This window comes from Rhizobium sp. AN73, from assembly GCF_030757975.1.
GTDB classification, from domain to species: Bacteria; Pseudomonadota; Alphaproteobacteria; order Rhizobiales; family Rhizobiaceae; genus Agrobacterium; species Agrobacterium arsenijevicii.
In genome coordinates, this window is the sequence record NZ_JARWME010000001.1 from 1,362,528 (window position 1) to 1,385,991 (window position 23,464).

Annotated in this window: 21 protein-coding genes and 1 pseudogene; 10 read left to right on the forward strand and 12 right to left on the reverse strand. The window is 57.2% G+C overall.

All coding sequences use genetic code 11. The features are described from left to right. Window positions 1-54: 54 nt before the first annotated feature. Window positions 55-567: a hypothetical protein gene (locus tag RBH10_RS06005; protein ID WP_281037824.1), complete on the forward strand. Its 513-nt coding sequence runs from the start codon at window positions 55-57 to the stop codon at window positions 565-567. Here RBH10_RS06005 and RBH10_RS06010 read toward each other — a convergent pair. Further along, the gene (locus RBH10_RS06010) at window positions 549-1,277 is read right to left on the reverse strand and encodes a hypothetical protein (RefSeq protein WP_281037823.1); all 729 of its coding nucleotides are present in this window, start codon (window positions 1,275-1,277) and stop codon (window positions 549-551) included. The genes RBH10_RS06005 and RBH10_RS06010 overlap by 19 nt on opposite strands. Before the next feature lie 241 nt (window positions 1,278-1,518). On the opposite strand from RBH10_RS06010, the gene RBH10_RS06015 reads away from it, so the two are divergent. Then, the gene (locus tag RBH10_RS06015) at window positions 1,519-2,352 is read left to right on the forward strand and encodes an alpha/beta fold hydrolase (protein ID WP_281037822.1); all 834 of its coding nucleotides are present in this window, start codon (window positions 1,519-1,521) and stop codon (window positions 2,350-2,352) included. A gap of 55 nt (window positions 2,353-2,407) precedes the next feature. On the opposite strand, the gene RBH10_RS06020 is transcribed toward RBH10_RS06015, so the two are convergent. The 4 genes from RBH10_RS06020 to RBH10_RS06035 all read right to left on the reverse strand — a co-directional run bounded on the left by RBH10_RS06020 (window position 2,408) and on the right by RBH10_RS06035 (window position 9,315). After that, entirely contained in the window at window positions 2,408-5,623 is a 3,216-nt protein-coding gene (locus RBH10_RS06020; RefSeq protein WP_281037821.1) for a metallophosphoesterase, read from the reverse strand. Between the two features lie 411 nt (window positions 5,624-6,034). After that, window positions 6,035-6,598 carry a hypothetical protein gene (locus RBH10_RS06025; RefSeq protein WP_281037820.1) on the reverse strand — a complete coding sequence of 188 codons (564 nt, stop codon included), beginning with the start codon at window positions 6,596-6,598 and terminating at the stop codon, window positions 6,035-6,037. 246 nt (window positions 6,599-6,844) lie between these two features. Continuing rightward, the gene (locus tag RBH10_RS06030) at window positions 6,845-7,492 is read right to left on the reverse strand and encodes a DUF2161 domain-containing phosphodiesterase (protein WP_281037819.1); all 648 of its coding nucleotides are present in this window, start codon (window positions 7,490-7,492) and stop codon (window positions 6,845-6,847) included. 659 nt (window positions 7,493-8,151) lie between these two features. After that, on the reverse strand, window positions 8,152-9,315 hold the full coding sequence (locus RBH10_RS06035) for a M20 aminoacylase family protein (protein WP_281037818.1): 1,164 nt from the start codon (window positions 9,313-9,315) through the stop codon (window positions 8,152-8,154). A 224-nt stretch (window positions 9,316-9,539) separates the two neighbouring features. Here RBH10_RS06035 and RBH10_RS06040 point away from each other — a divergent pair, with 224 nt between their 5' ends. Together RBH10_RS06040 and RBH10_RS06045 are read left to right on the forward strand one after the other, a co-directional pair. After that, window positions 9,540-10,598, forward strand: a complete 1,059-nt coding sequence (locus RBH10_RS06040) for a D-alanyl-D-alanine carboxypeptidase family protein (RefSeq protein ID WP_281037851.1) — start codon at window positions 9,540-9,542, stop codon at window positions 10,596-10,598. 209 nt (window positions 10,599-10,807) lie between these two features. Beyond that, entirely contained in the window at window positions 10,808-11,944 is a 1,137-nt protein-coding gene (locus tag RBH10_RS06045; RefSeq protein WP_281037817.1) for a GTP-binding protein, read from the forward strand. A gap of 238 nt (window positions 11,945-12,182) precedes the next feature. Here the strand turns inward: RBH10_RS06045 and RBH10_RS06050 are convergent. The 5 genes and pseudogenes from RBH10_RS06050 to RBH10_RS06070 all read right to left on the reverse strand — a co-directional run bounded on the left by RBH10_RS06050 (window position 12,183) and on the right by RBH10_RS06070 (window position 16,085). After that, window positions 12,183-12,420, reverse strand: a pseudogene (locus RBH10_RS06050) (sulfurtransferase TusA family protein). Continuing rightward, window positions 12,417-13,712: a murein L,D-transpeptidase family protein gene (locus RBH10_RS06055; RefSeq protein WP_281037815.1), complete on the reverse strand. Its 1,296-nt coding sequence runs from the start codon at window positions 13,710-13,712 to the stop codon at window positions 12,417-12,419. The pseudogene RBH10_RS06050 and the gene RBH10_RS06055 overlap by 4 nt, the downstream one beginning before the upstream one ends. Before the next feature lie 190 nt (window positions 13,713-13,902). Continuing rightward, entirely contained in the window at window positions 13,903-14,856 is a 954-nt protein-coding gene (locus RBH10_RS06060) for an acetyl-CoA carboxylase carboxyltransferase subunit alpha (protein ID WP_306180464.1), read from the reverse strand. Between the two features lie 63 nt (window positions 14,857-14,919). Continuing rightward, on the reverse strand, window positions 14,920-15,915 hold the full coding sequence (gene xerD / locus RBH10_RS06065) for a site-specific tyrosine recombinase XerD (protein WP_281037814.1): 996 nt from the start codon (window positions 15,913-15,915) through the stop codon (window positions 14,920-14,922). After that, complete coding sequence (locus RBH10_RS06070) at window positions 15,912-16,085, reverse strand: histidine kinase (RefSeq protein ID WP_281037813.1); 174 nt, start codon at window positions 16,083-16,085, stop codon at window positions 15,912-15,914. The genes xerD and RBH10_RS06070 overlap by 4 nt, the downstream gene beginning before the upstream one ends. Window positions 16,086-16,273: 188 nt before the next feature. On the opposite strand from RBH10_RS06070, the gene RBH10_RS06075 reads away from it, so the two are divergent. Both RBH10_RS06075 and aroB read left to right on the forward strand, forming a co-directional pair. Beyond that, the gene (locus tag RBH10_RS06075) at window positions 16,274-16,855 is read left to right on the forward strand and encodes a shikimate kinase (RefSeq protein WP_045019010.1); all 582 of its coding nucleotides are present in this window, start codon (window positions 16,274-16,276) and stop codon (window positions 16,853-16,855) included. A gap of 4 nt (window positions 16,856-16,859) precedes the next feature. Further along, entirely contained in the window at window positions 16,860-17,993 is a 1,134-nt protein-coding gene (gene aroB / locus RBH10_RS06080; RefSeq protein WP_281037812.1) for a 3-dehydroquinate synthase, read from the forward strand. Between the two features lie 18 nt (window positions 17,994-18,011). On the opposite strand, the gene RBH10_RS06085 is transcribed toward aroB, so the two are convergent. Further along, entirely contained in the window at window positions 18,012-18,293 is a 282-nt protein-coding gene (locus RBH10_RS06085) for a BolA family transcriptional regulator (RefSeq protein WP_281037811.1), read from the reverse strand. Window positions 18,294-18,408: 115 nt separating this feature from the next. Between RBH10_RS06085 and RBH10_RS06090 the strand changes: the two genes are divergently transcribed. The 4 genes from RBH10_RS06090 (at window position 18,409) to RBH10_RS06105 (ending at window position 23,123) form a co-directional block, all read left to right on the forward strand. After that, window positions 18,409-19,041, forward strand: a complete 633-nt coding sequence (locus RBH10_RS06090; protein WP_045019212.1) for a J domain-containing protein — start codon at window positions 18,409-18,411, stop codon at window positions 19,039-19,041. Window positions 19,042-19,109: 68 nt separating this feature from the next. Further along, entirely contained in the window at window positions 19,110-20,099 is a 990-nt protein-coding gene (cobS, locus tag RBH10_RS06095) for a cobaltochelatase subunit CobS (RefSeq protein WP_003511352.1), read from the forward strand. A gap of 107 nt (window positions 20,100-20,206) precedes the next feature. Next, window positions 20,207-22,108 (forward strand): cobaltochelatase subunit CobT, encoded by a 1,902-nt coding sequence (cobT, locus tag RBH10_RS06100; protein WP_281037810.1) that lies wholly within the window; start codon window positions 20,207-20,209, stop codon window positions 22,106-22,108. Window positions 22,109-22,145: 37 nt separating this feature from the next. Then, entirely contained in the window at window positions 22,146-23,123 is a 978-nt protein-coding gene (locus RBH10_RS06105) for an esterase-like activity of phytase family protein (protein ID WP_281037809.1), read from the forward strand. A gap of 3 nt (window positions 23,124-23,126) precedes the next feature. On the opposite strand, the gene RBH10_RS06110 is transcribed toward RBH10_RS06105, so the two are convergent. After that, window positions 23,127-23,459 carry a pentapeptide repeat-containing protein gene (locus RBH10_RS06110; protein WP_281037808.1) on the reverse strand — a complete coding sequence of 111 codons (333 nt, stop codon included), beginning with the start codon at window positions 23,457-23,459 and terminating at the stop codon, window positions 23,127-23,129. Window positions 23,460-23,464 lie beyond the last annotated feature (5 nt).

The following is a 23,464-nucleotide window of genomic DNA, read 5'->3' on the forward strand; positions in this document are numbered from 1 at the left end:
AAGGATTTTCGGGAACAATGTTTCCGAAAAAGTTCAAGCGCGCGAGTTTAATCCATGTATTCGGGGAAATCAGAAGAACGTGATGTTGGTCGATATTTCAAAGAGTCCGCTTGCTTGTCACGCCCCTCCCTCTTCGTCACGCCTGCACTACGATGGGTTGAACAAGGCCCCACTGGTGGCCCCGAAGCGCTCTGCTTATTGGACAGTAACGCCGCCAATCAGGGTTTTTGGTACGGCTATGTTTGTCGTCACCCCAAGCGGCTGACTTTTGTCAGTGTCATCGTCTTCACAACTGCATTCGTCGATGCTTTTGAAGATGCCATTCTGTTTGCGCGGTTTGATTACTGGGTAAGAAAAAGACTGAAGTACGACCCTTGTTCCTCGGACGGATTTTCCGAAATTTACCGCGAGAACGCAGATTTTGCTGCCGCCGTATCCGCTCTTGAAGAAATGGCACTAGCTAGGCAACTAAATTCTCCACCCAGTGATCCAGATTTAAGGATAGTTGACGTTTTCGGGATGACGTCCTTCAAAAATCAGGACGGTGTTTATCCGATATGCCCATGAAATTGCTGCAACCGGGCAGCTAACGCGTCCGCAACCCAAACTCCTCTCCCCTCTGCTTGGTGTACGAATGCTTCTTCCGTTACCATTAATCGAGGGGTTCGGGTTTCGCGCCCGCTGTCGGAGAAGTATTTTACCAGTTCGCTAGTACGTTCATGTTCCCAAATCATTTCAGCCGGTCCGCGTGGCTTGACGAAGCCGAAATGGAAGCTGAAGTTTGGAGCCTCAAATTGCGCAAGCGTCATGAGTATGAACGGAACACACCATAAAGGCAGGTCGGAGTACGCCCATATTCTGCGTCGGTCTGCGCGCTCGATTATCCGGCCAAAGAGTTCTACAGGCAATTGGCCCGGTCCACCTGCTACTCTGTGCATGAATTGATAGGCCAGGCGGATGTTTGGCTCGGCGAAAAATTGGTCACGCAGTGTTTGTCCGTGGAGTTCATCAAATCTCCTTGGTGTTACTCCAACGAAACGCCGTGCTTGTCGTCTCGCAGCAGGGCAATCGTCATAGGGGTCAGCCCCGACAGGAAAATTTGGATGATGGAAGCATGACGGGATGCCAGGATTATGGACTCCGTGTGGATCGACTGCCTCTTGACATTGTTCGCAGTACGGCAAAATTCCTTGTTCGCGGAAATTTGGTCCAGCAAGCTGGTGAAACTCGTCAGCTGTTACTCGGCGATCCGTTCCGTTGTAGAGGGCGTATTCCATGCTGTCTCCTGTCGCGCTCCCTTAAATTGCAAGAAACATTAAACGCACGTTTAAGAAATTGATCTGCCTTATACTGAATGGCAAATCGCGGTTCGCCGTTGTTCAAAAAAAATTACCGGAGACTTCAGGTGATCACGTTGCTGTTCCCGCAGCCATACCATATCCGAGCGCGCAGCGGCGTCGCTTGACGTACACACTCGGAACTGCTGATTTCTGACGGACAGATTCGGCAGGAGATGGGATGTCCAACCAGATAATAGAAACCAGCCACGGGTCTATCGCTTTTATCGATACGGCAGGGACTGGTGTCGCCGTGGTGATGATCCACGCAAACTCCGTTTGCAAGGAGTCGTTCAAATCACAGATTTCGGCGCTGGCGGGCCTGCGACGTGTCATAGCATTCGATCTTCCCGGACATGGTGCCTCTGGAAACGCAGTCGACCCTAGACGTACCTACAGCATTCCCGGTTACGCGGACGCGCTGCTGGAAGCTTTGAAGGGCTTGAGCGTCGATAGGTTTGTCGCCGTCGGACACTCGCTAGGTGGCCATGTTGTCCTCGAAATGCTTGCAAGAGAGGCTTCTGTCGACGGCGCTTTGATTTTCGGTACCCCGCCAATCGCCAACAACCTTGACGGGCTGCAAGCCGGATTCAAGCCAACGCCGGAGATGGCGTATACGGGGAGCGCAGACTTGACCGAGCAGCAAATCGGCATGGTTGTCGAACTCGCTTTGGGGCGCGGCGCATCTGGTGATCAATTCTTTCTTGATGCTGTTCGCCGAACAGATGGCTTGGCTCGCCAATATATGATCGAAGCTGCCATTGCCGGGGAGGGTAGCAATCAGCGGCACACGGCTGAGACGTCTACGATCCCACTTGCGATCATAAACGGTGAGGACGATGCGGTTATCAATTTGGACTACATCGATAGGCTCCATTTTGCGAACGTCTGGGGCGGAAAGCCGATCCGTATTCAGGGGGCTGGGCACGCCCCACATAGGGAGCAGACCCGGAAATTTAACGAGATACTTCTGCGCTTTGAGGATTTTTTGAACGGGCAACGCGAGGTTCATTAATTAAGCCGGGCAGGGCTGAGGACAAACCTGAGGGCATTGGTCGCCCGTTCTGTCCTCAAGCATCGTCTTTCTGACGTTGCATTTTCAACAACAGCCCTTCCCTCTTAAACTGCTCGATCTGGCGACTTTTGTCTTTACCTTCGTCACCGCCGGTCAGACGGACTATAGTCCCAGCCAAGTCGGATTGAACGGCCTCGAAATGATGCTGCGCAATTTCGTCCATCCGCCTCAGTTCTCCGAGTTTCCAAGCAAGCGCTTCCAACAGGTAATCGCTTTTCGCGAGCGTTTTCAAAGCGTTTCGGACAGCGCTCGGTGTCACGTTCAAGCCCAGTTCGGCGATTAGACACGACCGGAAAAATTCATATACGAGAGGGTCTTCCGCATCGTCCAAGGTCGGTTCTGTAAGTTGAAGTTGAAGCTTCTCTGTCCCCATCGCAGCCGCTATAAATTTCGTGATGCTGGCGGGCATCGTAATCGCGATACGGCGACCGAGTTCTTCGTTCGTCATTGAGAGGGGTGCAGATATCTCATACAATACACCGTTTATGCGCATCTGACGTTTCTTCGCCAGTTCCTCGACGATCGCAAGTGATGCACTAAGAAGCCACGCCCAACCTTTCCAGGCAAGCTTGAGGTGTTTCCTCTTATTTGATGCGGGAATTTGCTCCATGTTCTTAATGATGCCGGAGAACAGGAACAAGCCGACTAAAAGGCGGTGGCCAGGATGCTCAATTCTCGGGCGGAATACACTCTGCCGTTCTTCAACGTCGCGAGGTATCTCTCCATCAAGCGCCGCATCCTTTTCTTCCTTCGTCAGTGGTTGTCCGAGGACGTGAGACGAGAGTTGCGCTAGAGATTCTGCACTGCCTTTTCGAGGGAGCTTTACCGTTGCAATGTCCGCAGGGTCGAAGGGGGCCGCCAGTTGGTTATCTTCCAAGATCGCGTTGAACCGCTCGTATAGGAGATCGGCAATCCGGGTGTCGTTCCTTGTGAGGCCAGCGTAATAATGGAGTTCATTGATATAAGTCAGGTAGCGGACGTCATCTAAGACCCAGTCCTTGAAGTCTTGATTCTTGATCATCTCGGTTGCTATGAAATATTCAAGAACGGCGCGGTATCGAAAGGATACCCGGCTATCTGGAAGCTTGCGCATAATCTTGGCAGCGAAGAACTCAGTCAAAATTTCATCGAGGTTGGCAACGAGGCCAATGTTTGTGATGTAAGACTTCATCTCCTCGCGCAGGTTTTCCTGCGATGGTTCATAGCAATTCTGGCGCGCCATCCATCCTGCGAGATGGGCAAGCAGTGATGTCTTGTTCGAGTAGTCAAAAGTTTCGCGCTTTGATTGATCGGCCGATCCCTTTCGGAGGGTGGCATCTACGAATTGCTCTATTACAACGGAGCGATTGATGGGTTGAAAGTTACTGTTTTGCTCGTAGATGGTCATCAAGATCGTGCCATTCGCGGCAGTGAACGGGAGGTTGATCTCTGATATCTCCGAATGCAGACGCTTGAGGATTACCTCAACTGCGGCATCATCGGGAACTTTGAGGCGAATGAGTTCTCGCATTTCTCTACGCTTGAGTTCGCATAGCTCCACGAATTCGAAGCGGACCGGCGTTTCTGGCACGACATGAGTGCCGTACGGCGCTGCTGATGTCTTCAGGCTGGTGAAAACGTATCGGCATTGGGGATACGCCGAGATGAAAGCTCTCAGAATTCCCATTCGCTTGTGGTCGTCAAAAACCACGTCATCTATTAGCAAGCATACGAGTCCCAGTTTCAGGAGGCTATCGGTGTCGAACGCCTGGGGGGCCATGAGAGACCGACTCCGCACGATTCTCGCCATATTCGCTGGATTTTGATTGATCTGATCAAAGTCGATCATGATGGGAAGGCGAGGCTGCTCGATTGTATGGGAAGTCGCGAGTAACTCGTATTGAAGCTCACGAAGAATGGTCGTTCGGCCATATTCTTGCGGGCTATATAGAATGACGTTGCCAGTGTCGGCGGCGAGTGATTTGAACGGGAGAGGTGTGTCTACGCGAGTGCGGCTTTCCTTCGGGGCCGCTGTATCGATCTTATGGAGACGCGGGGCCACGAAGTGCTGGCGTCCCCCCTGATCCAGCAATGACAACTCTGACCACTCTTTTATCAAAGCCTCAAGAACTTGACCGGCCAACTGTGTTCGAAAAGTCTCGGCATCAACCGGGTTTGACAATCCGCGCCAATACTGCCTTGCTTCCTGAGAGTTGTAAAAACGCCCATCGGCGACTCGATCAATGGCGTCGTCGAATTTGGACCGCTCAGGAAAATAGCTCTTCAGGATCGTCTCGTGGTAGCCTTTCGATCGGTCGACGCAAAGCAATGCATAACCGATGTACCAGTCGGTACGGTGGGTGTAGACCGCACCTGCTTGGTTAGTGATCACTGTTCCTTCGAAGCCGACGATCTGAGCTCCCGATGGATCATGCATGTGGCCGAAAAGGTGAAGATCAGCGCTCCGCTGTATTTCCTTTGCTAGATAGCTCGAGCCAGTTTCTGTAAACGCATTAAGGGGGTGATGTGTCGTGAAGATGCGAAATGCCCCAGGCTTCAAATGCGAAACTGCGTCGCGAATTGCATATTCCGGTATCGTCAAAAGCCCTTCATCTCGATCATCCTTGTTGAGGCCACCAGTCGAGAGAACTGAGGAATTGAAAATCAGGATGTCGAGGTTAAGCGCATCTATATGGTAAACTGAGCAAAAGATATTCGAGAACACGATGCTGCTCTTTGCCATATAGTCCTCAAGATCGAGATAGTTCGCGAACTTGGCGTGATAGGCGGCTTCAAATTCTCCGCTTTCAAACGCCGAATTCATAGCCGTCATGTCATTCGACTCGGACCTCCATTTTGTATGTTCCGGTAAGAATTTTGCGACGGCATCGCGCTCGACATCGTGATTGCCCGCTACGACAAACATCCGCTCGCTTGAGATGTTTGTGACCTTCTGAAGTGGCTCTAAGAGGAGATCATATGCTTCGGCATGCGTGTCACTCGGAGGGCCCTGCGTTAGGTCGCCACTGAATATGATGATGTCTGGGTTTCTGTGACCGATGCAAAGCTTGGAAACATCATCAAGCAATGCCTTAACAACGATTTCTTGCTCGCGCTTTTTGCGGACGTTGAAGTGAAAATCACTGACATGAAGAATGGTAAGTCTATCTGAAGCAGTCACGATTTTTCCGTCGAATAATTCGAGTTGCGAGGCGTGTGCGAGTTTTTCCATGTCAGTTATATCCTGGCGGGAATCTGGCATCTCGCACTATTTTGCGCACATAAAAAATCGGCGACAAGTGGAGAGCGTCGATGCTAACAACTATCAGATGTTTATAGCGGGTCACTGATCCCCTGCCTCATTCCTTCAATCAGTGCTTTAACGCCGGCGAAAGGCGTTGAGGTGGGTTGTCCAACGCGGCGTCGTTCATCTGCATGAGGTCCGTTTTGTCGAGGACGGCTATCGAAACTGTGGGCACCTAAATAATAACACCGCCGGTGTTTTGTTAAGGTTTGCCGGCCATAAACACTTCTCAAGGCGAGCATGCGCTTGCGCGATGTTCGCCTTGAAGGTCATCAGCCATTCCCGTGGCTGATGATTGGATATTGATTACTGAGTGGATCGGGTGGTCTAGCGGTTTGGTTAGGCCGCCCGTCTTCCAGCCGTCTGCCGACCATCCAAAGTTTGGTGCAACTGCGTGCTGACCTGTTTCCAATCGACGGTGCGGCACTGATTTGTAGCGGATCGCCAGCTTTCATTTTTTAGGTCGAATATGCCGGGCAGGCCGAAATAGCGATCGATCTGCAGGAAGGTATCGATTCCAAAGCCTGCAAGCGGAAGCTCGTATGCAATCGCCGCCGCTGCGATCGACACATGGTATCCGAAACCAGGATGCGCTGCCTTCGGTTGGGGCAGCCAGATATTCTTCAGTTCGCGGCACTCCAGCATAGCCGCAACTAATTTTGCTTTCTCCTGCTCTCGGCCAGATACAAGAGGCCAACTGCCGCTGACAGAGGAAAGCCATTCGCGAAGCTCGGCGGCTTTCTGAGGATTCGTTCTCGACGTCCTAAGGATTCCGCGTTGAACGTCAATCAGGGTCTCGGGCGAGAACACGAATGTGTTCTTAGCAATGAATTCCAAGACGTGGGGCTTTTGGCGGGGTTTAGAAACCTCGCTTACAAGGCAGGTCGTTGCCAGATATTTCAATGGCTTGCTCCATTTTCCGCAGTCACCGTTGACTGCGAAAGCGAAAATGCCCGGATTTCACCGGCGAATTATTAAAATCGCAGATTTTTTCGTCGAATTCTTGATTTTTCGGATCACGAAGTGTGGTCATCGAAGAATGCCGTGCGAGAGGCTCTATTGCAGACATTCACAAACGAATGATGTCATCCGACACGATCTATACCGCCTTGGTATCCTGATCCCGTCAACAGCGACTAATTCGCCAATTCATATCGGCCAACGCATCAACGCTTCGCGGCCCGCGTCGGTCAGGCCATAGATGCCTCGGTCGATCCGCTCGAACCAGCCATACACATTCGAGAGTAATATCCTGCCGGCATCGGGAGCGCTCGATCTCACATCGCGAACGCGTAACGGCCCTTCTGCCAAGGCTTTCGCACATCCAAGCGCTTGCTGGCGATATGCCGTCATGAGAGGCGTACGCGTGCTACCGCCGAGGACGGGATCACCCCTGCGTCTCTGGTGTTCGCGCACAAGCCGCGAGCGTCGTTTGGGATTTGTCCGTGGCATCGGGGATATCGAACTCACGATGACGTCGACATGGCCGCCTTCCGAGACAGCGAGCATTCCTATCCCCAGCCGTCGACAAAGATCGCGATAACGCTTGTCTGTTTCCCGCCCTTTGCCGCGGGCAGACATTTTCGCTGCGATCCACACCTCGTTCGATATCGATGCTCGATCAACCGCCTGGAGGATCAACTCGAGGTTAAACGCCAGCTTCAATTCGCAGACCACGATGACGGTTGGATCATCGTCACGTATACCCACGAGGTCGCACCCCCCGATCTCCCCCTTCACCATATAGCCGGCCTTTTCAAGAAAGGCTTTCACAGGTGGATAAAGGGAGGTTTCCATGGCGGCACTCAGAAAAGAATCGTCTGCCGACAATACATGGAAGATCACTCGGGATCACCATTCACCTTGGCATCGCCGATTCTGGGCTAAATGGAACGTAGCTAGAGAGGCACTTGGCCGAATTGTGCCCTTTCTCGATTGAGGACACACCTATCGGAGCATCTCGACCTGACCAAGTGAAATAGCGACAAACCTACGGAGCGCAATCACTACTCTATATTATTGTTTTTAAACGTAATTTATCAGGAAAATGGTGTCCACGAGAGGATTCGAACCTCCGACCCCAGGATTCATACCACTTCGACTTTTGCCGCCGCCCGTCTCCATCGGATAGGACGTTCGTGGTCTGGACTGTCCCTTCACCATGAGCCTTTCGGCTTTTAGGTGCTGCCCATCCAGTCTCTACACCTTCACCGGATTTCTCCGGAGCTTGGCTCGGGATTGGCATGCTGGAAGACCAGCGAAGCTTTCCCCGACTTTGAGCAGATCGATTGCGTCGTTTCCGGGCGCAACCCCCAATTTGTCTTAGGAATCCTGTGCTCTATCCTGCTGAGCTACGTGGACACTGAACTGCTCTTTAACCCGCCGCTGCCGGCGGATCAACCGCGTTCTTCATCGCGGTTGATCTCTTCCTCGGCTTTCTTCGCGTCAACCGGCAATCAGCTCGCCAGACGCTGCTCGGCCAGTTTCACCCAGTAGGAAATGCCGTAAGCGATGGCGTCGTCGTTGAAATCATAGCCGGGATTGTGAAGGCCGGCCGAATCGCCGTTACCGATGAAGATGAAAGCGCCTGGTCTTTCCTTCAGCATGAAGGAAAAATCCTCACCCGCCATGGAAGGGTCGACATCGGGATCGACATTCCGTTCGCCCACCACATCGCGGGCGACGCGAATGGCGTGGTCGGTCTCGTCCGCATGGTTGAAGGTGACAGGGCAATAACGCTCGTAGACGACCTCGGCTTCCGCTCCGTTGGCAAGCGCTATGCCTTCCGCCATCTGCTTGATGCGATCCTGGGCGAGATCACGCACCGTCTCGTCCAGACTGCGCACCGTGCCGGCAATTAGCGCGTCATTGGGAATGATGTTGTGGCTGGAACCGGCGTGGAAGCGTGTGACGGACACAACAACGGAGCGGATCGGATCGGCATTGCGCGAGGCGATCATCTGCAGGTTGCCGACGATCTGTGCGCCGATGGTGATGGGGTCGACGGTGCGATGTGGCTGTGCGGCATGGCCGCCACGACCCTTGACCGTGATCGAAAACTTGTCCGGTGCCGCCATGATGCCGCCCTTGCGGATGGCGAAAGAGCCGAGCGGAATTCCCGGCATATTGTGCATGCCATAGACCTCGTTGATACCGAAGCGCTCCATCAGGCCGTCCTCGACCATGGCGAGCGCACCCGCGCCGCCTTCTTCGGCGGGCTGGAAAATGACGGCGATCGAGCCGGAGAAATTGCGGGTTTCCGCGAGATATTTGGCGGCGCCCAGCAGCATGGCGGTGTGGCCGTCATGGCCGCAGGCATGCATCGCACCCGCCGTTTTGGAGGCCCAAGGCTTGCCGGTTTCTTCCAGGATGGGAAGAGCATCCATATCCGCGCGAAAGCCGATGGTACGGTTGCCCGGAACGTTGCCGTTGATGATGCCGACCACGCCCGTGCGGCCAAGACCGGTCACGATTTCGTCAACGCCGAAAGATTTCAGCTTCTCCGCAACGAAGGCCGCGGTGTTGTCGACATCATACAAAATCTCGGGGTTTTCGTGCAGGTGACGCCGCCATTCGCTGACTTCCTGTTGAAGTTCGGCGGCTCTGTTCAAAATCGGCATTCGTTCATTCCTGGGTTCATCGGTGCGGCATGTCGTAAAAGCCTACCCTCCGTGGTGGATAGTGCGCCGCATAATTGACGTAATCAATGTACTTTGCCATTGCTAGGACATATATGGTGAATATTGCCATTCCCTGACTGAAGACGGGAATTCGAGGATAAGCCTTGCCACAGAATCTTATATCGCCAAACGCCGCCCGGCGGCTCTCCGCAGCCATTGCCATCATGACCGCGGGCCTTGTTGCCACAGCGCCGGTGGCGAATGCCAATCCGAAAATGGTGGTGGATGTCAAAACCGGCAAGGTGATTTCCCATCAGGAAGCGTTCCGCAAGTGGTATCCCGCTTCGCTGACCAAGCTGATGACCGCCTATATCGCGTTTTCGCAGATGAAGGCTGGCAAGCTCAGCCCGCAGACGGAAGTGGTGATGAGCAAGAAGGCCGCCGACCAGCCGGCCTCGAAAATGTATTTTAAGCCGGGCCAGAAGCTGACGATGGACAGCGCGCTAAAGCTGCTGCTCATCAAATCCGCCAATGATATCGCCGTGGCGATTGCCGAAACCATCGGCGGCACCAGCGACAATTTCGTGGCGCAGATGAACGCGCAAGCGCAGCGGCTGGGCATGAGCTCCACCCGCTACATCAATGCCAATGGCCTGCCCGGCAAGGGGCAATATACGACGGCGCGTGACCTTGCGCTTCTGGCGCTGATCATCAAGCGGGAATTCCCGGAATATGCCCACTACTTCTCGCTGGAAGGTGTCACTACCGGCAAGAAGGACTACGCCAACTTCAATATGCTCGTCGGCCGCTTTGATGGCGCAGATGGCATGAAGACCGGCTTCATCTGTGCTTCCGGTTTCAACCAGGTGTCGTCAGCCGTGCGCAACGGCCGCTCGGTCATTACTGTTGTGCTGGGGGCGGATAGCCTTGCCGGGCGAACCGACCAGTCTGCCGATCTGCTGCAAATGGGACTGACCGCTCCCTCTGGCCAGGGCGTTTCGCTCGCCTCTTTGGCACCCTATGGCGATACCGCCGAGGTAAACGACGTCAGCGCCGAAATCTGCAATCCGAAGGCGGCCAAGGTGCGCAGCGAAAGCCGCGACGATACCGGTCGCATGGTCATCCATTCGCCCTACGTCACGGAAATGACCCGCCCGCCTGAATATTCCTTCGCTGGCCTCATTCCGGGCAGCGAGACGGTGGCGGCCAATACTCCCAAGGGTGCTTCCGCCAAGGGACAAGTGGCCAACGTGCCGATCCCGATCCCGCGCCCGACATTCTGATGGCGCGTGCCTGCTTTCGTCATGGATGAGGGTGGGCGCGGCGCCTGAAAAGCTGTGCGGATTGTGTATTCGCAGCTCCAATCTGTTATGATATTACAGTGTCGCTCGTGGCCTCCCGGCCCCGGGCGATTTTTTGTCATTATTGCGCGGTTCCGGGTCGAATATCGTCCAACGATCTGCCGGAGCGGCCATCAACATACAGGCAAGACATGTCTCGCGATCGCATCCCGGTTTCCATCATCACCGGATTTCTCGGCGCCGGAAAATCGACGCTGCTCAACCGGCTTCTCAAAGACCCTGAGATGAGCGATGCCGCGATCATCATCAATGAATTCGGTGATGTCAGCATCGACCATATGCTGGTCGAAAGTGCTGGCGAGGGCATCATCGAGTTGGCGGAAGGCTGCCTGTGCTGCACTGTTCGTGGTGAGCTGGTGGATACGCTGGCGGAGCTGATGGATGGCATCCAGACCGGCAAGCTGAAGCCGGTGAAGCGGGTGGTGATCGAGACTACTGGTCTGGCTGATCCCGCCCCCGTCATGCAGTCGGTTATGGGCAATCCGGTGATTGCGCAGAATTTCGTGCTGAACGGCATGATTACGGTGGTGGATGCCGTGAACGGCCTTTCCACGCTAGACAATCACGAAGAAGCCGTGAAACAGGCGGCAGTGGCCGACCGACTGGTGATGACGAAGCGCGCGCTTGCCGACGCTTCCACCATCTCCGTGCTGACGGCCCGTCTTCAGGCGCTCAACCCGCGTGCGACAATCGAGGATGGCGACCGGGCCGACTGGAGTGCTGCGGCACTTCTGGATAACGGCCTTTACGATCCCGGCAGCAAAAATGCCGATGTCGGCCGCTGGCTGGGTGAAGAGGCGGAACACGATCATCACCATGATCATGACCACCATCATGGTGACCACGACGATCATCACCATCACCACCACGATCATGATGTGAACCGGCACGATGCGTCGATCCGCTCGTTCTCGATCATTCATGACAAGCCGATCGCCCCGATGGCGATCGATATGTTCGTGGATTTGCTGCGTTCGGCGCATGGGGAAAAGCTGCTGCGCATGAAGGCCGTCGTCAAGCTGTCGGACAATCCCGACCGACCGCTGGTCTTACATGGCGTGCAGAACATTTTCCACACGCCTGAACGCCTCGCGGCATGGCCGGACCCATCGGACCAGCGCACGCGCATGGTGTTGATCACCAAGGATTTGCCGGAAGCTTTCGTACAGGACCTGTTTGCCGCCTTCACGGGCGCGCCGGGTATTGATCGGCCGGACAGGCAGGCAATGACGGACAATCCGCTGGCGGTTTCCGGGTTGCGGTTTTAAGGGGTTCGCGGATTTCAACATTCGTGGCCGGGGATACCCCCCTCTGTCCTGCCGGACATCTCCCCCACAAGGGGGGAGATCGACAAGTGGGCTGCTCCGGATTTTTTTCGATGACTGAGACCGCAATGACTGACGTTGCGAGGGAGCGAACGGCTGCCTCAGCTGATCTCCCCCCTTGTGGGGGAGATGTCCGGCAGGACAGAGGGGGGTAACCTCCGCCGATGTCGTTGAACGTCGGTTACGATCCCTTCACAATCCGAAACCGATGCCCCTTATCCAGCGCAACGGTCTCAACCAGCATGTGCCCGTCCTCATTGCACATATGCGCAATATCAATCACCGCCAGCGGGTCGGTCGTCTCGACGGTCAGAACATCGCCCGCCTTCAAAGCGACCAGCTTCTTGCGACTTCTTAAAACCGGAAGGGGGCACTTAAGCCCCCCTCAAATCGAAAATTATGTCAGCTGGTTCGCTCATTCCTTGGCCCAGAACTTCCAGAATGGCTTCTTTTCCGGCGCTTCCGGTGGCGGTGCTGCGGAAAAGGCGAGCGGGTTCATGGTTGGCACAGGGATGCCCTGGGCGGCGGTTCCGCTCTGGCCAGCGACCGAAGGCGTGGCAGCGGCAACCATTGTCGGGGCAGCAGGGGCAGGGTTGGATTGCGGTGCGGCGGGTTGGGTTGCCGAAGGATGCGGAGTGCGCAGTGCGGTGGCCGTTGCCGTCGTTGCCGGTGAAGACGAGGTGAGCTGCTGCGCTTTCTTCTCCATCAGCGCGGCATATTCGGTTTCCTTCATCAGCTTGCCGGCCTTCAGCGCCGAGCCGGTCGGCGCATAGGCGGGTTCGCGGCCCTTGCGCTTTTCGGCAACCAGCGCCTTGCGCTCCGCCTCGCTCGGGTCGTACCAGGCCATGCCGTCATATTTCTTCATCGCCGTTGCATAGGCGAGATCGTAGGTCTTTTCGTAGCTCGAAAGCGCGCTTGCGAGTGCGGGCGGCGTGCTCATGGGCGGGCACTGGCCGGAGCCGTTGAAGCTGCTGCCTTCCGTCTGCTGGTTGAAGACGTATTTCTTCTCGCAGACATTCACTTCCGGCGGACGCTTGGTGACTTCGAAATTGTCGTAACCGACCTTCAGCATCTTCCAGAATTCGAGATGTTCGCTCTTGCGGTGGCGGGCCATGTTTTCCGCCGTCATGCGGAAGGGGAAGGCCTGCAACTGAACGGTCTTCTGGCCGCCCTTGAAGCCGTCACGCGCGAAACCGTAGATTTCGAGGATCTGCGCGTCCGTCATCGAATAGCAGCCGGAGGACGAGCAGGCGCCATGGATCATCAGGTTGGTGCCGTTGCGGCCATTTGCCTGATCATAGCGGTTCGGAAAACCGGTATTGATGGCGAGATAATATTTCGAGTTCGGATTGAGGTGCGCGGGCGTCAGGTTGTAGAAACCTTCCGGCGCCTGCCGGTCACCCTCTTTCACCTTGGGGCCGAGTTTGCCGGACCATGCACAAATCTGGTATTCGGCGATCTTGTCGAAGCGGTTGTCGCGCTTGGCTTTCCAGATTTCCAGCGCACCTTCTTCCTTGAAGATGCGGATCATGATCGGCGAGGTTCGGTCCATGCCCTTCTTGTCGATCTCGGCCAGAATCGCCGGAGACAGGGGGTAATCGACCTTGTTCTTGACGTGGGAAACATCGCGTTCGACGGTTTCAAGCGTATCGTTACAGCCGGTGAGAACGAGCGCGGTGCAGGCAAGAAGTGCAAAATGTATCAAACGCATGATCTGATCCGAAAGACGATGGCACGGGCGACAGAGTTCTACATCGGCCCACGTGTATTTTAAATACGGTATTAACCGTTTACATCTTCTTAACTCAAATCGGATCCGCCCCCGCGGCCGCCGATACATCTTTTGATGTGACCGGACTATGGCCGAGTTGGGGCGATATTCAAGGAAAATAAGGCCGGAGTTACAAATTCCGGCCGATATCCAGGAACTTCTGGCGGCGTTCGGCGCGCAGCTGCGTGCCGGAACGCTGCGAAAGATCGGCTAGCGCCTTGGCGATCACATCGCCCGTCGCACCAATGACGGTTTCCGGATCGCGATGCGCGCCGCCCATCGGCTCGGGAATGATGCCGTCGATAACGCCGAGCGACTTCAGATCCTCCGAGGTGATCTTCATGTTGGTTGCAGCTTCCTTGGCGCGGGTCAGATCGCGCCAGAGAATGGAGGCGGCACCTTCCGGTGAAATCACCGAATAGATCGCATGTTCGAGCATGTAGACGCGGTTGCCGGTGGCGATCGCGATTGCGCCACCCGATCCACCTTCACCGATGACGACGGAGACGATCGGTACCTTGACGTTGAGGCACATTTCCGTCGAGCGGGCGATGGCTTCGGCCTGGCCGCGCTCTTCCGCGCCAACGCCGGGATAGGCGCCAGCCGTATCGATGAGGGTAACGACCGGCAGCGAGAAACGATCAGCCAGCTCAAGCACGCGGATCGCCTTGCGATAACCTTCCGGGCGCGGGCTGCCGAAGTTATGTTTCAGGCGGCTTTTGGTGTCGTTGCCCTTTTCCTGGCCGATAATGGCGACGGGCTGGCCGTTGAAGCGGGCAAGGCCCGCCTGAATGGCGGCGTCTTCAGAAAATTTGCGGTCGCCGGCAAGCGGTGTGAAATCCGTGAACAGTGCCTTGGCGTAATCGACGAAATGCGGACGCTGCGGGTGACGCGCGACCTGCGTTTTCTGCCAGGCATTCAGTTTGGAATAGATGTCCTGCATCGCGTCGTTGACGCGCGATTCCAGGCGGTTGATCTCCTCCGAGGTGTCTATGCTCTCGTCTTCATCGGCAAGCTTCTTCAGCTCGATGATCTTGCCCTCAAGGTCGGAGATAGGTTTTTCGAAGTCGAGATAATTGTGCATGAGATCCGTTTCCGATCGTTTTGCGCAAGGTTTGAGCCGGATTATCCGGCGGTTCCGGTCGCTCTAATCAAGGTTTTTGCCCTGTTTGGCAAGGGGGTGATGTGTTTGTACCAGCTCTTGCAGGCGTTCTTCCAGCACATGTGTATAGATTTGTGTCGTGGAAATGTCGGAATGGCCGAGCAGTTCCTGCACGGCGCGCAGGTCCGCGCCGTTCTGCAGAAGGTGGCTGGCAAAGGCGTGACGCAGGACATGCGGGGACACCGCCGAAGGATTAAGGCCCGCGCGAATGGCAATGTCCTTGAGGTCGCGGGCGAAAACCTGCCTCGGCAGATGCCCTTCCTTGCTGTTCGAAGGAAACAGCCAGGGGCTTTCGGGACTGTCCGCCTTCTTCTGCGGGGCGGGCGTTTTGCTTTTCTCCGGGACGAGCGATTTTCTGGCGGCGTCGTATTTTTCCATCGCCTCTATGGCTGTGCGGGACAGAAGGACCATGCGGTCCTTGTTGCCCTTGCCGCGGATCATCAGGAAGCGGCCTTCCTGGCGTAGCACTTTCACCGGCAGGGAAACGAGTTCGCTGACGCGCATGCCGGTGGCATAGAGCAGTTCGAGCAGCAGATGCATACGGATGCGGGCAAGCTGGCCGGGACCGGTTACTGCGGCCTCCTCAGCGGCGATGCCGAGAAGCTTCGTCACGTCGGCGACGCTCATCGTTTTCGGCAGGGTGAGGCCCTTTTTGGGTGCGTCGATGATGCCAGTCGGGTCGTCGCCGCGAAGTCCTTCCGAATAAAGGAACCGATAGAATTGCCGCATTGAGGACAGGCGTCTTGCCTGCGAGGTGGCGGCAAAGCCTTGCGCAGAAAGATGGGTCAGATAGGCGGAAAGGTCGGTTGTCGCAGCTTCCATCAGGGACTGGCCGCGCCCGCCGAGAAACTCGCGCAGATCGGAAAGGTCACGCTCATAAGAAGAGAGCGTGTTGGCGGCGGCACCGCGTTCGGCGCTCATCATTTCCAGAAAACTTTCGAGCCGTGCGCCGTCCCGCCCGTTCATTTCTTTACCGCTCATGGGGTGCGCCTTGCCGGCTCCGCCGCCGGCGGGTTCAGCCGCTCGGAGGGAATGCGCACCGTTACCTCGCGATCGTTCGGCTTGACGAACAAAACCAGCAGCACCATGCCGCCATAGATCAGCCCCGCGATGGTTGCCAGTATCATCGTGAAGCGGAAGAGGGTTGGCATGGCGGCTCCGTGAAGGTGGCGGTCTGAATGTATATGCGGTGCAGCGAAAGCGGCGACAAGATCAAAAAGCAGTAGTCCGTCGCTGTCTCATGCGGCGATGATTGTGATTCAACGCAATTCAATCAGCAATTTGGCTTGACGCTTCGTAAACATTTGCAGATATCCATGCCAAACGGGCTTTCAATTTTATGAATGAAAAGAATTTATCCGTCCCGGCCACACTCGGGGAGCAAGCGCGGGCCAAACTCGCCGGGCGCAACGTCGTCTTTGTGGGGCTGATGGGGGCTGGAAAGTCCGCGATTGGCCGCATGGTCGCCCAGCATCTCAAGGTCTCCTTCATCGACACGGACGTCGAAATCGAGCGTGTTTCGCGCATGACGATAGCCGAACTTTTCGCCACCTATGGTGAGGAGGAATTCCGGGCGCTGGAAACGCGGGTCATCAAGCGGCTTCTGCGGGGCGGCCCCAAGGTCATCTCCACCGGCGGCGGCGCATTTATCAACGACAATACCCGCCGGCACATCACGCGCGGCGGTGTTTCGCTGTGGCTGAAGGCCGATCTCGAGGTCTTGTGGGAAAGGGTCAACAAGCGCGATCATCGCCCGCTTCTGAAGACCGAAAACCCCAAGGCCACGCTGGCGGCCCTGATGGAGAAACGTTATCCGATCTATGCGGAAGCGGATCTGACCATCGAATCCCGCGATGTCCGCAAGGAGATCATCGTGACCGAAGTGCTGGCCGCCATCGCCGGCCTCGAACAGAAAGACTGACCTCATGACGCCTTCCGAAATCCACGCCGACGAACGTCTTGTCCATGTGCCGCTCGGCGAGCGCGCCTATGATATTCTGATCGGACCGGGCCTGATCGGCAGGGCAGGCGGCGAGATTTCGTCGCGGTTGAAGGGCAGACGGGCAGCGATCATCACCGACGAGCATGTTGCCCCGCTTTACCTCGAAGGCCTGATGGACGGCCTGCAGACGGATGGCATCGAGGCTGTTTCGCTGACCCTGCCGGCCGGCGAGAAGACCAAGAGCTTCGAACATCTGGTCACCGTCTGCGATGCGGTTCTCTCCGCGCGGGTGGAGCGCAACGACGCGGTGATCGCGCTTGGCGGCGGTGTTATCGGCGATCTGGCCGGTTTTGCGGCGGGCATCGTGCGTCGCGGCGTGCGCTTTGTGCAGATACCGACCTCGCTTCTGTCGCAGGTGGATTCCTCCGTCGGCGGCAAAACCGGCATCAACACCCGCCACGGCAAAAACCTTGTCGGCGTTTTCCATCAGCCCGATCTGGTGCTGGCGGATACGGCGGTTCTCGATACGCTGAGCGAGCGCGAATTCCGCGCCGGTTATGCCGAAGTGGTCAAATACGGTTTGATCGACAAGCCGGACTTCTTCTTCTGGCTGGAAAAAAACTGGGATGAAATCCGCACCGGCGGTCCCGCCCGCATTCAGGCGATTGCGACGAGCTGCCAGGCGAAGGCCGATGTGGTGGTGGCCGACGAGAAGGAAAACGGCGTGCGCGCCCTTTTGAACCTCGGCCATACATTCGGTCACGCGCTGGAAGCGGCAACGAATTACGACAGCAAGCGGCTGGTGCACGGCGAGGGCGTCGCCATCGGCATGGTTCTGGCGCACCAGTTTTCCGCCCGTCTCAACCTTGCAAGCCCTGATGATGCCGCGCGCGTGGAAGCGCATCTGAAGGCGGTGGGCCTGCCGACGACGATGAAGGACATCCCCGGCGAATTGCCGCCGGTCGAAATGCTGATGACGGCGATCGGGCAGGACAAGAAGGTCAAGGGCGGCAAGCTCACCTTCATCCTCACCCACGGCATCGGCCAGTCCTTCGTGGCCGATGATGTCGCGACGTCCGAGGTGCAGTCCTTCCTGTCGGAAAAACATCCGGGTTGAGGGGTAGCTGCGCTTTCCCTAGAACCGCGTAGGCTCTCCCGGCGCTGCCACCTCTATGGCAAGTGCGTGCAGGCCGGCGTCGAGTTCCGGTTTCAAAACCGCGTTGATCGCCCGATGGCGCTCGACGCGTGACTTGCCAGAAAAGCTTTCCGACACTATCTGAACACGCATATGCGTCTCGCCCGTGCCGGTCATGTCCGGCTGATGGCCCGCATGCATATGGCTTTCATCGATCACCGCCAGGCGTTCCGGCGAAAAGCTCTGCCGAAGCTTTGTTTCTATGCGTTCTCGCAGGGACATGCGATGGGCTCCAATCCTGTTGGCTGGTCTTTGAAAGGGGCTACCTAAAAGCCTGCAACATTCCGTTTTGTCAATTCTTGTTGTGCGCCTTTTCGCACCCCATAATCAGGGCATCATGAAACTGGATTCGAAATATTTCGACCGCATCCGCACGCGCCGGAAAAGGGAGCGGGAACCCGAGGTTCAGGCTCCCAACTGCCAATGGGACGGATGCGACAAGCCGGGCGTTCACCGCGCACCCGTCGGCCGCAACGCCGAGGGGCAATTCTTCCTGTTCTGTTTCGAGCATGTGAAAGAATACAACAAGGGCTATAATTACTTCTCCGGCCTCTCCGACGGGGAGATCGCCCGTTACCAGAAGGAGGCGATCACCGGTCATCGCCCGACATGGACGGTGGGCGTCAACAAGACGGCGCGTGACAGCCCGCTGCACTCCACGCTGCGTTCCGGCGCGGCGGGCAATGCCCGCATCCGCGATCCTTTCGGCTTTGCCGGCGGTTTTGCGGGCGGCGCAAGGGCCGGCGGCGAGCGCATGCAGCAGGATCGCAAGCTGAAGACGCTGGAGGCGAAAGCCTTCGATACGCTCGGCCTTTCTGCCAATGCAAAACAGGAAGAGATAAAAAGGCGCTACAAGGAGCTTGTCAAAAAGCACCATCCTGATGCTAATGGTGGCGATCGCGGTTCGGAAGAACGTTTTCGGGCTGTTGTTCAAGCATATCAATTGTTAAAGCAGTCAGGTTTCTGCTAAGCCAACGTTCGTGTTTACCGCCTGATTGATGATGTGGCCGGGTGGCCGCCGCCCGCCTTGGAGACGTGATGAGCAAAATCGACCTTGATATTTCCAACCTGCCCGACACGACGGTGTCCGTGCGGGAGGTTTTCGGCATTGATACGGATCTGCGGGTTCCCGCCTATTCGCAGGGCGACGCCTATGTGCCTGACCTTGATCCCGACTATCTTTTCGACCGCGATACGACGCTCGCAATCCTCGCCGGTTTTGCTCACAACCGACGCGTCATGGTTTCCGGCTTCCACGGCACGGGTAAATCCACCCATATCGAGCAGGTCGCCGCGCGCCTGAACTGGCCCTGCGTGCGCGTCAACCTCGACAGCCATGTCAGCCGTATCGACCTCGTCGGCAAGGACGCCATCGTCCTCAAGGACGGCAAGCAGGTCACCGAATTCAAGGACGGCATTCTTCCCTGGGCCTACCAGCACAATGTCGCGCTCGTCTTCGACGAATACGATGCCGGCCGCCCGGACGTGATGTTCGTTATCCAGCGCGTGCTGGAATCTTCCGGTCGTCTGACCCTGCTCGACCAGAGCCGCGTCATCCGTCCGCACCCCGCCTTCCGCATCTTTGCGACCGCCAACACGGTCGGCCTCGGCGATACGACGGGCCTCTACCACGGCACGCAGCAGATCAACCAGGCGCAGATGGACCGCTGGTCCATCGTCACCACGCTGAACTACCTGCCGCATGAGCAGGAAGTGAACATCATTGCTGCCAAGGTGAAGAGCCTCAACAACCCGAAGGGCCGCGAAACCGTCTCCAAGATGGTGCGTGTGGCCGATCTTACCCGTTCGGCCTTCGTCAATGGCGATCTGTCCACGGTCATGAGCCCGCGTACCGTTATCACCTGGGCGGAAAATGCGGAAATCTTCGGGGATCTCGCCTTTGCGTTCCGCGTGACCTTCCTCAACAAGTGCGACGAGTTGGAGCGCACGCTGGTTGCCGAGCAATATCAGCGGGCTTTCGGCGTCGAGCTGAAGGAAAGTGCTGCGAACATCGTTCTCAGCGCCTGATCTTCCCCGGTTCGGCCGGAGAACATCACCGATGACTTGAAGACGCCGGCGGGCCGCGCATCCTTCGATGGGCGGCTCCGACGCGTCGACAAATGACAGGAAAGACAATGGCAGCGCGCGGCGACAATTCCAGAGCGAAACCCGGTACGGCGGTCGATACGGAACCGTTGCGTCAGGCAATTGCCGGATGTGTGCGATCCGTTGCCGGCGATGCCGAGGTCGAGGTCGTTTTCGCCAATGAGCGGCCCGGCCTTGCCGGGGAGCGCATGCGCCTGCCGGAAATTTCCAAAAAACCCACCGCACAGGAAATCGCAATTACCCGCGGTCTTGGCGATTCCATGGCGCTTCGCCTTGCCTGCCATGACGCCGACACGCATGCGGTGATGTCGCCGCAGGGTGCCGAGGCGCGGCTGATCTTTGACGCCGTGGAGCAGGCGCGGGTGGAATCCATCGGTGCGCTGCGCATGCCGGGAATGGCCGCCAACATTCAGGCCATGAACACGGAAAAATACGCCAAGGCGAATTTTTCCGGCATCAACACCAAGGATGACGCGCCGCTTGCCGAAGCCGTGGCCCTTCTGGTCCGCGAAAAGCTGACCGGCGAAAAGCCACCGGCGAGTGCCGGCAAGGTTCTCGACCTGTGGCGCGATTTCATCGAGGACAAGGCCGCCGGCGACCTTGGCGATCTTTCCAAGGTAATTGGCGACCAGAAGGCGTTTTCGCGGCTGGTGCGCAAGATGCTGACCTCCATGCAGATGGCGGAGGAATTCGGCGACGACGATAACGAGCCGGAGAGCCAGGAGACGGAATCCGACGAGGATCAGCCGCGCACCAACGAGACCGAAGAAGAGCAGGTCGAGGAAGAGGCGGGTTCCGACGCGACGCCTGCGGATGAAAATGAGGCCTCGCAGGAGGAGATGGAAGAAGGCGAGATGGACGGCGCCGAGATGTCGGACGAGGAAATGTCCGATGATCTCGACGAGGATTCCGAGACGCCCGGCGAGACCCGTCGCCCGAACAGCCCCTTCGACGATTTCAACGAGAAGGTCGACTACCGCATCTTCACCCAGGAATTCGATGAGGAAATCCACGCCGAGGAACTGTGCGACGAGTCGGAGCTTGACCGTCTGCGCGCCTTTCTCGACAAGCAGCTCGCACATCTTCAGGGCGCCGTCGGCCGGCTCGCAAACCGGCTGCAGCGCCGCCTGATGGCGCAGCAGAACCGTTCGTGGGACTTCGATCTGGAAGAGGGTTATCTCGATCCGGCCCGTCTCGTGCGGCTCATCATCGATCCCATGCAGCCGCTCTCCTTCAAGAAGGAACGCGACACCAAGTTCCGCGATACGGTGGTTTCGCTCGTCATCGACAATTCCGGTTCGATGCGCGGCCGCCCGATCACTGTTGCGGCCACCTGCGCCGATATTCTGGCGCGGACGCTGGAACGGTCGGGCGTCAAGGTCGAGATTCTGGGCTTCACCACCAAGGCGTGGAAGGGCGGACAGTCGCGCGAGCAATGGCTGGCCAGCGGCAAACCGGCCTCGCCGGGCCGCCTCAATGATTTGCGCCACATCATCTACAAGTCGGCGGATGCCCCATGGCGGCGCGCACGGCGCAATCTCGGCCTGATGATGCGTGAAGGCCTGCTCAAGGAAAACATCGACGGCGAAGCGCTGATGTGGGCGCATAACCGTCTGATCGGTCGCCCCGAGCAGCGCAAGATCATGATGATGATCTCGGATGGCGCGCCGGTGGACGATTCGACGCTGTCGGTCAACGCGGGCAACTATCTGGAACGGCACCTGCGCGCCGTGATCGAGCAGATCGAGACCCGCTCGCCGGTGGAGCTTCTGGCGATCGGTATCGGCCATGATGTGACGCGTTATTACCGTCGCGCCGTGACCATCGTGGATGCGGACGAACTGGCCGGCGCAATGACCGAACAGCTTGCCGCCCTTTTCGAGGACACCAATACCGTCAGCTCGTCCCGCAAGGTTCGCCGTGCGGGATAAGCGGGGCCGGGCTTTTCTTTCCTGTAAATCGCTGGCGATGGCCGCAGCTCTTGCGGCCGGAGCGCTTGTTCCGGTTTCCATCGGCGCGTCGACCATCGATGTTCCGGTCAGCGTTCGCCTGTTGCCCAGCTTCGAGGTTGGCACCAGCGCCAAGCGTTTCGGCAAGCTGGAATTCATCGGCGGCATGGTGATGAGCGCCCCGGAAAAATTGTTCGGAGCGATATCTTCCATCCGCTTCCGCCCCAACGGGGAGGATTTTGTTGCCGTGCTGGATACCGGCCACTGGCTTACGGGCAGGATTACACGCGGCCCGTCGGGGGCGCTGTCCGGGCTGGCGGACGTCCGTATCGCGGCCATGCTGGATGTCAGCGGCCGTGAGCCTTTCCGCAAGATGGAAATGGACGCAGAAGGTCTGGCGCTGCGCGACGGCAAGGTGTTCGTCAGCTACGAGCAGCGGCACAGGATCGATATCTATCCCGATCCGGGGTTCGAGACGTCAAAGCCACTCGGTCGCCTGCCGCATCTCATCCCGAACAGCGAGTTGCGCCACAATGGCGGCATGGAGGCCCTAGCGGTATCGCCGGCCGATTCGCCGCTTGGCGGCGCCATGGTCGTGGTGGCTGAAAAAAGCATCGATGCGGACGGCAATCTTCTTGCCGCCGTGTTGGAGGGCCCGCTGCAGGGCACATTCGGCGTGGTGCATCATTCGTCATTCGACGTGACGGACGGCGCTTTCCTGCCCAATGGTGACCTGCTGCTTCTGGAGCGCCGGTTCAACTTCGCCGAAGGCGTGGGTATGCGCATCCGCCGCATCAAGGCTGCCGATATCAGGCCGGGCGCGGTGGTGGATGGCGAAATCCTGCTGGAAGCGGGCATGGTCTACCAGGTCGACAATATGGAAGGTATGGATGTGGTGAAGGGGCCGGATGGTTCCACGCGTCTCATCATCGTTTCCGACGACAATCACTCGTTTCTCCAGCGCAATCTGATGCTTGAATTCAAGCTGGTGGAGTGAGCTTCAGACCTGCTGTGTCGCCTTGTAGGCAGCCATCAGATCCTCAACGGGAATGCCGTCGATCTTCATGCCGGTCATTCGGCATGCTGTGATTTGCGCGCCGGACAGGTTTGTGTTGCTCAGTTTCAGACCGGAAAAATTGACGTCGTCGATAGACCAGCCGGACATGTTGCTGTCCGTGAACGACGCGCCGGAAAAGTTGATCTGGTTGAAGCGTGTGCCGGCCAGATTGACATTGTTGAAGACTGTTCCCGACAGATTGACGTCATCGAAGCTGGAGCCCGAGAGCGTAGCGCTAGTGGCATCCACGGTGTCGATAACGTCCTTGATCTGCATGTCGA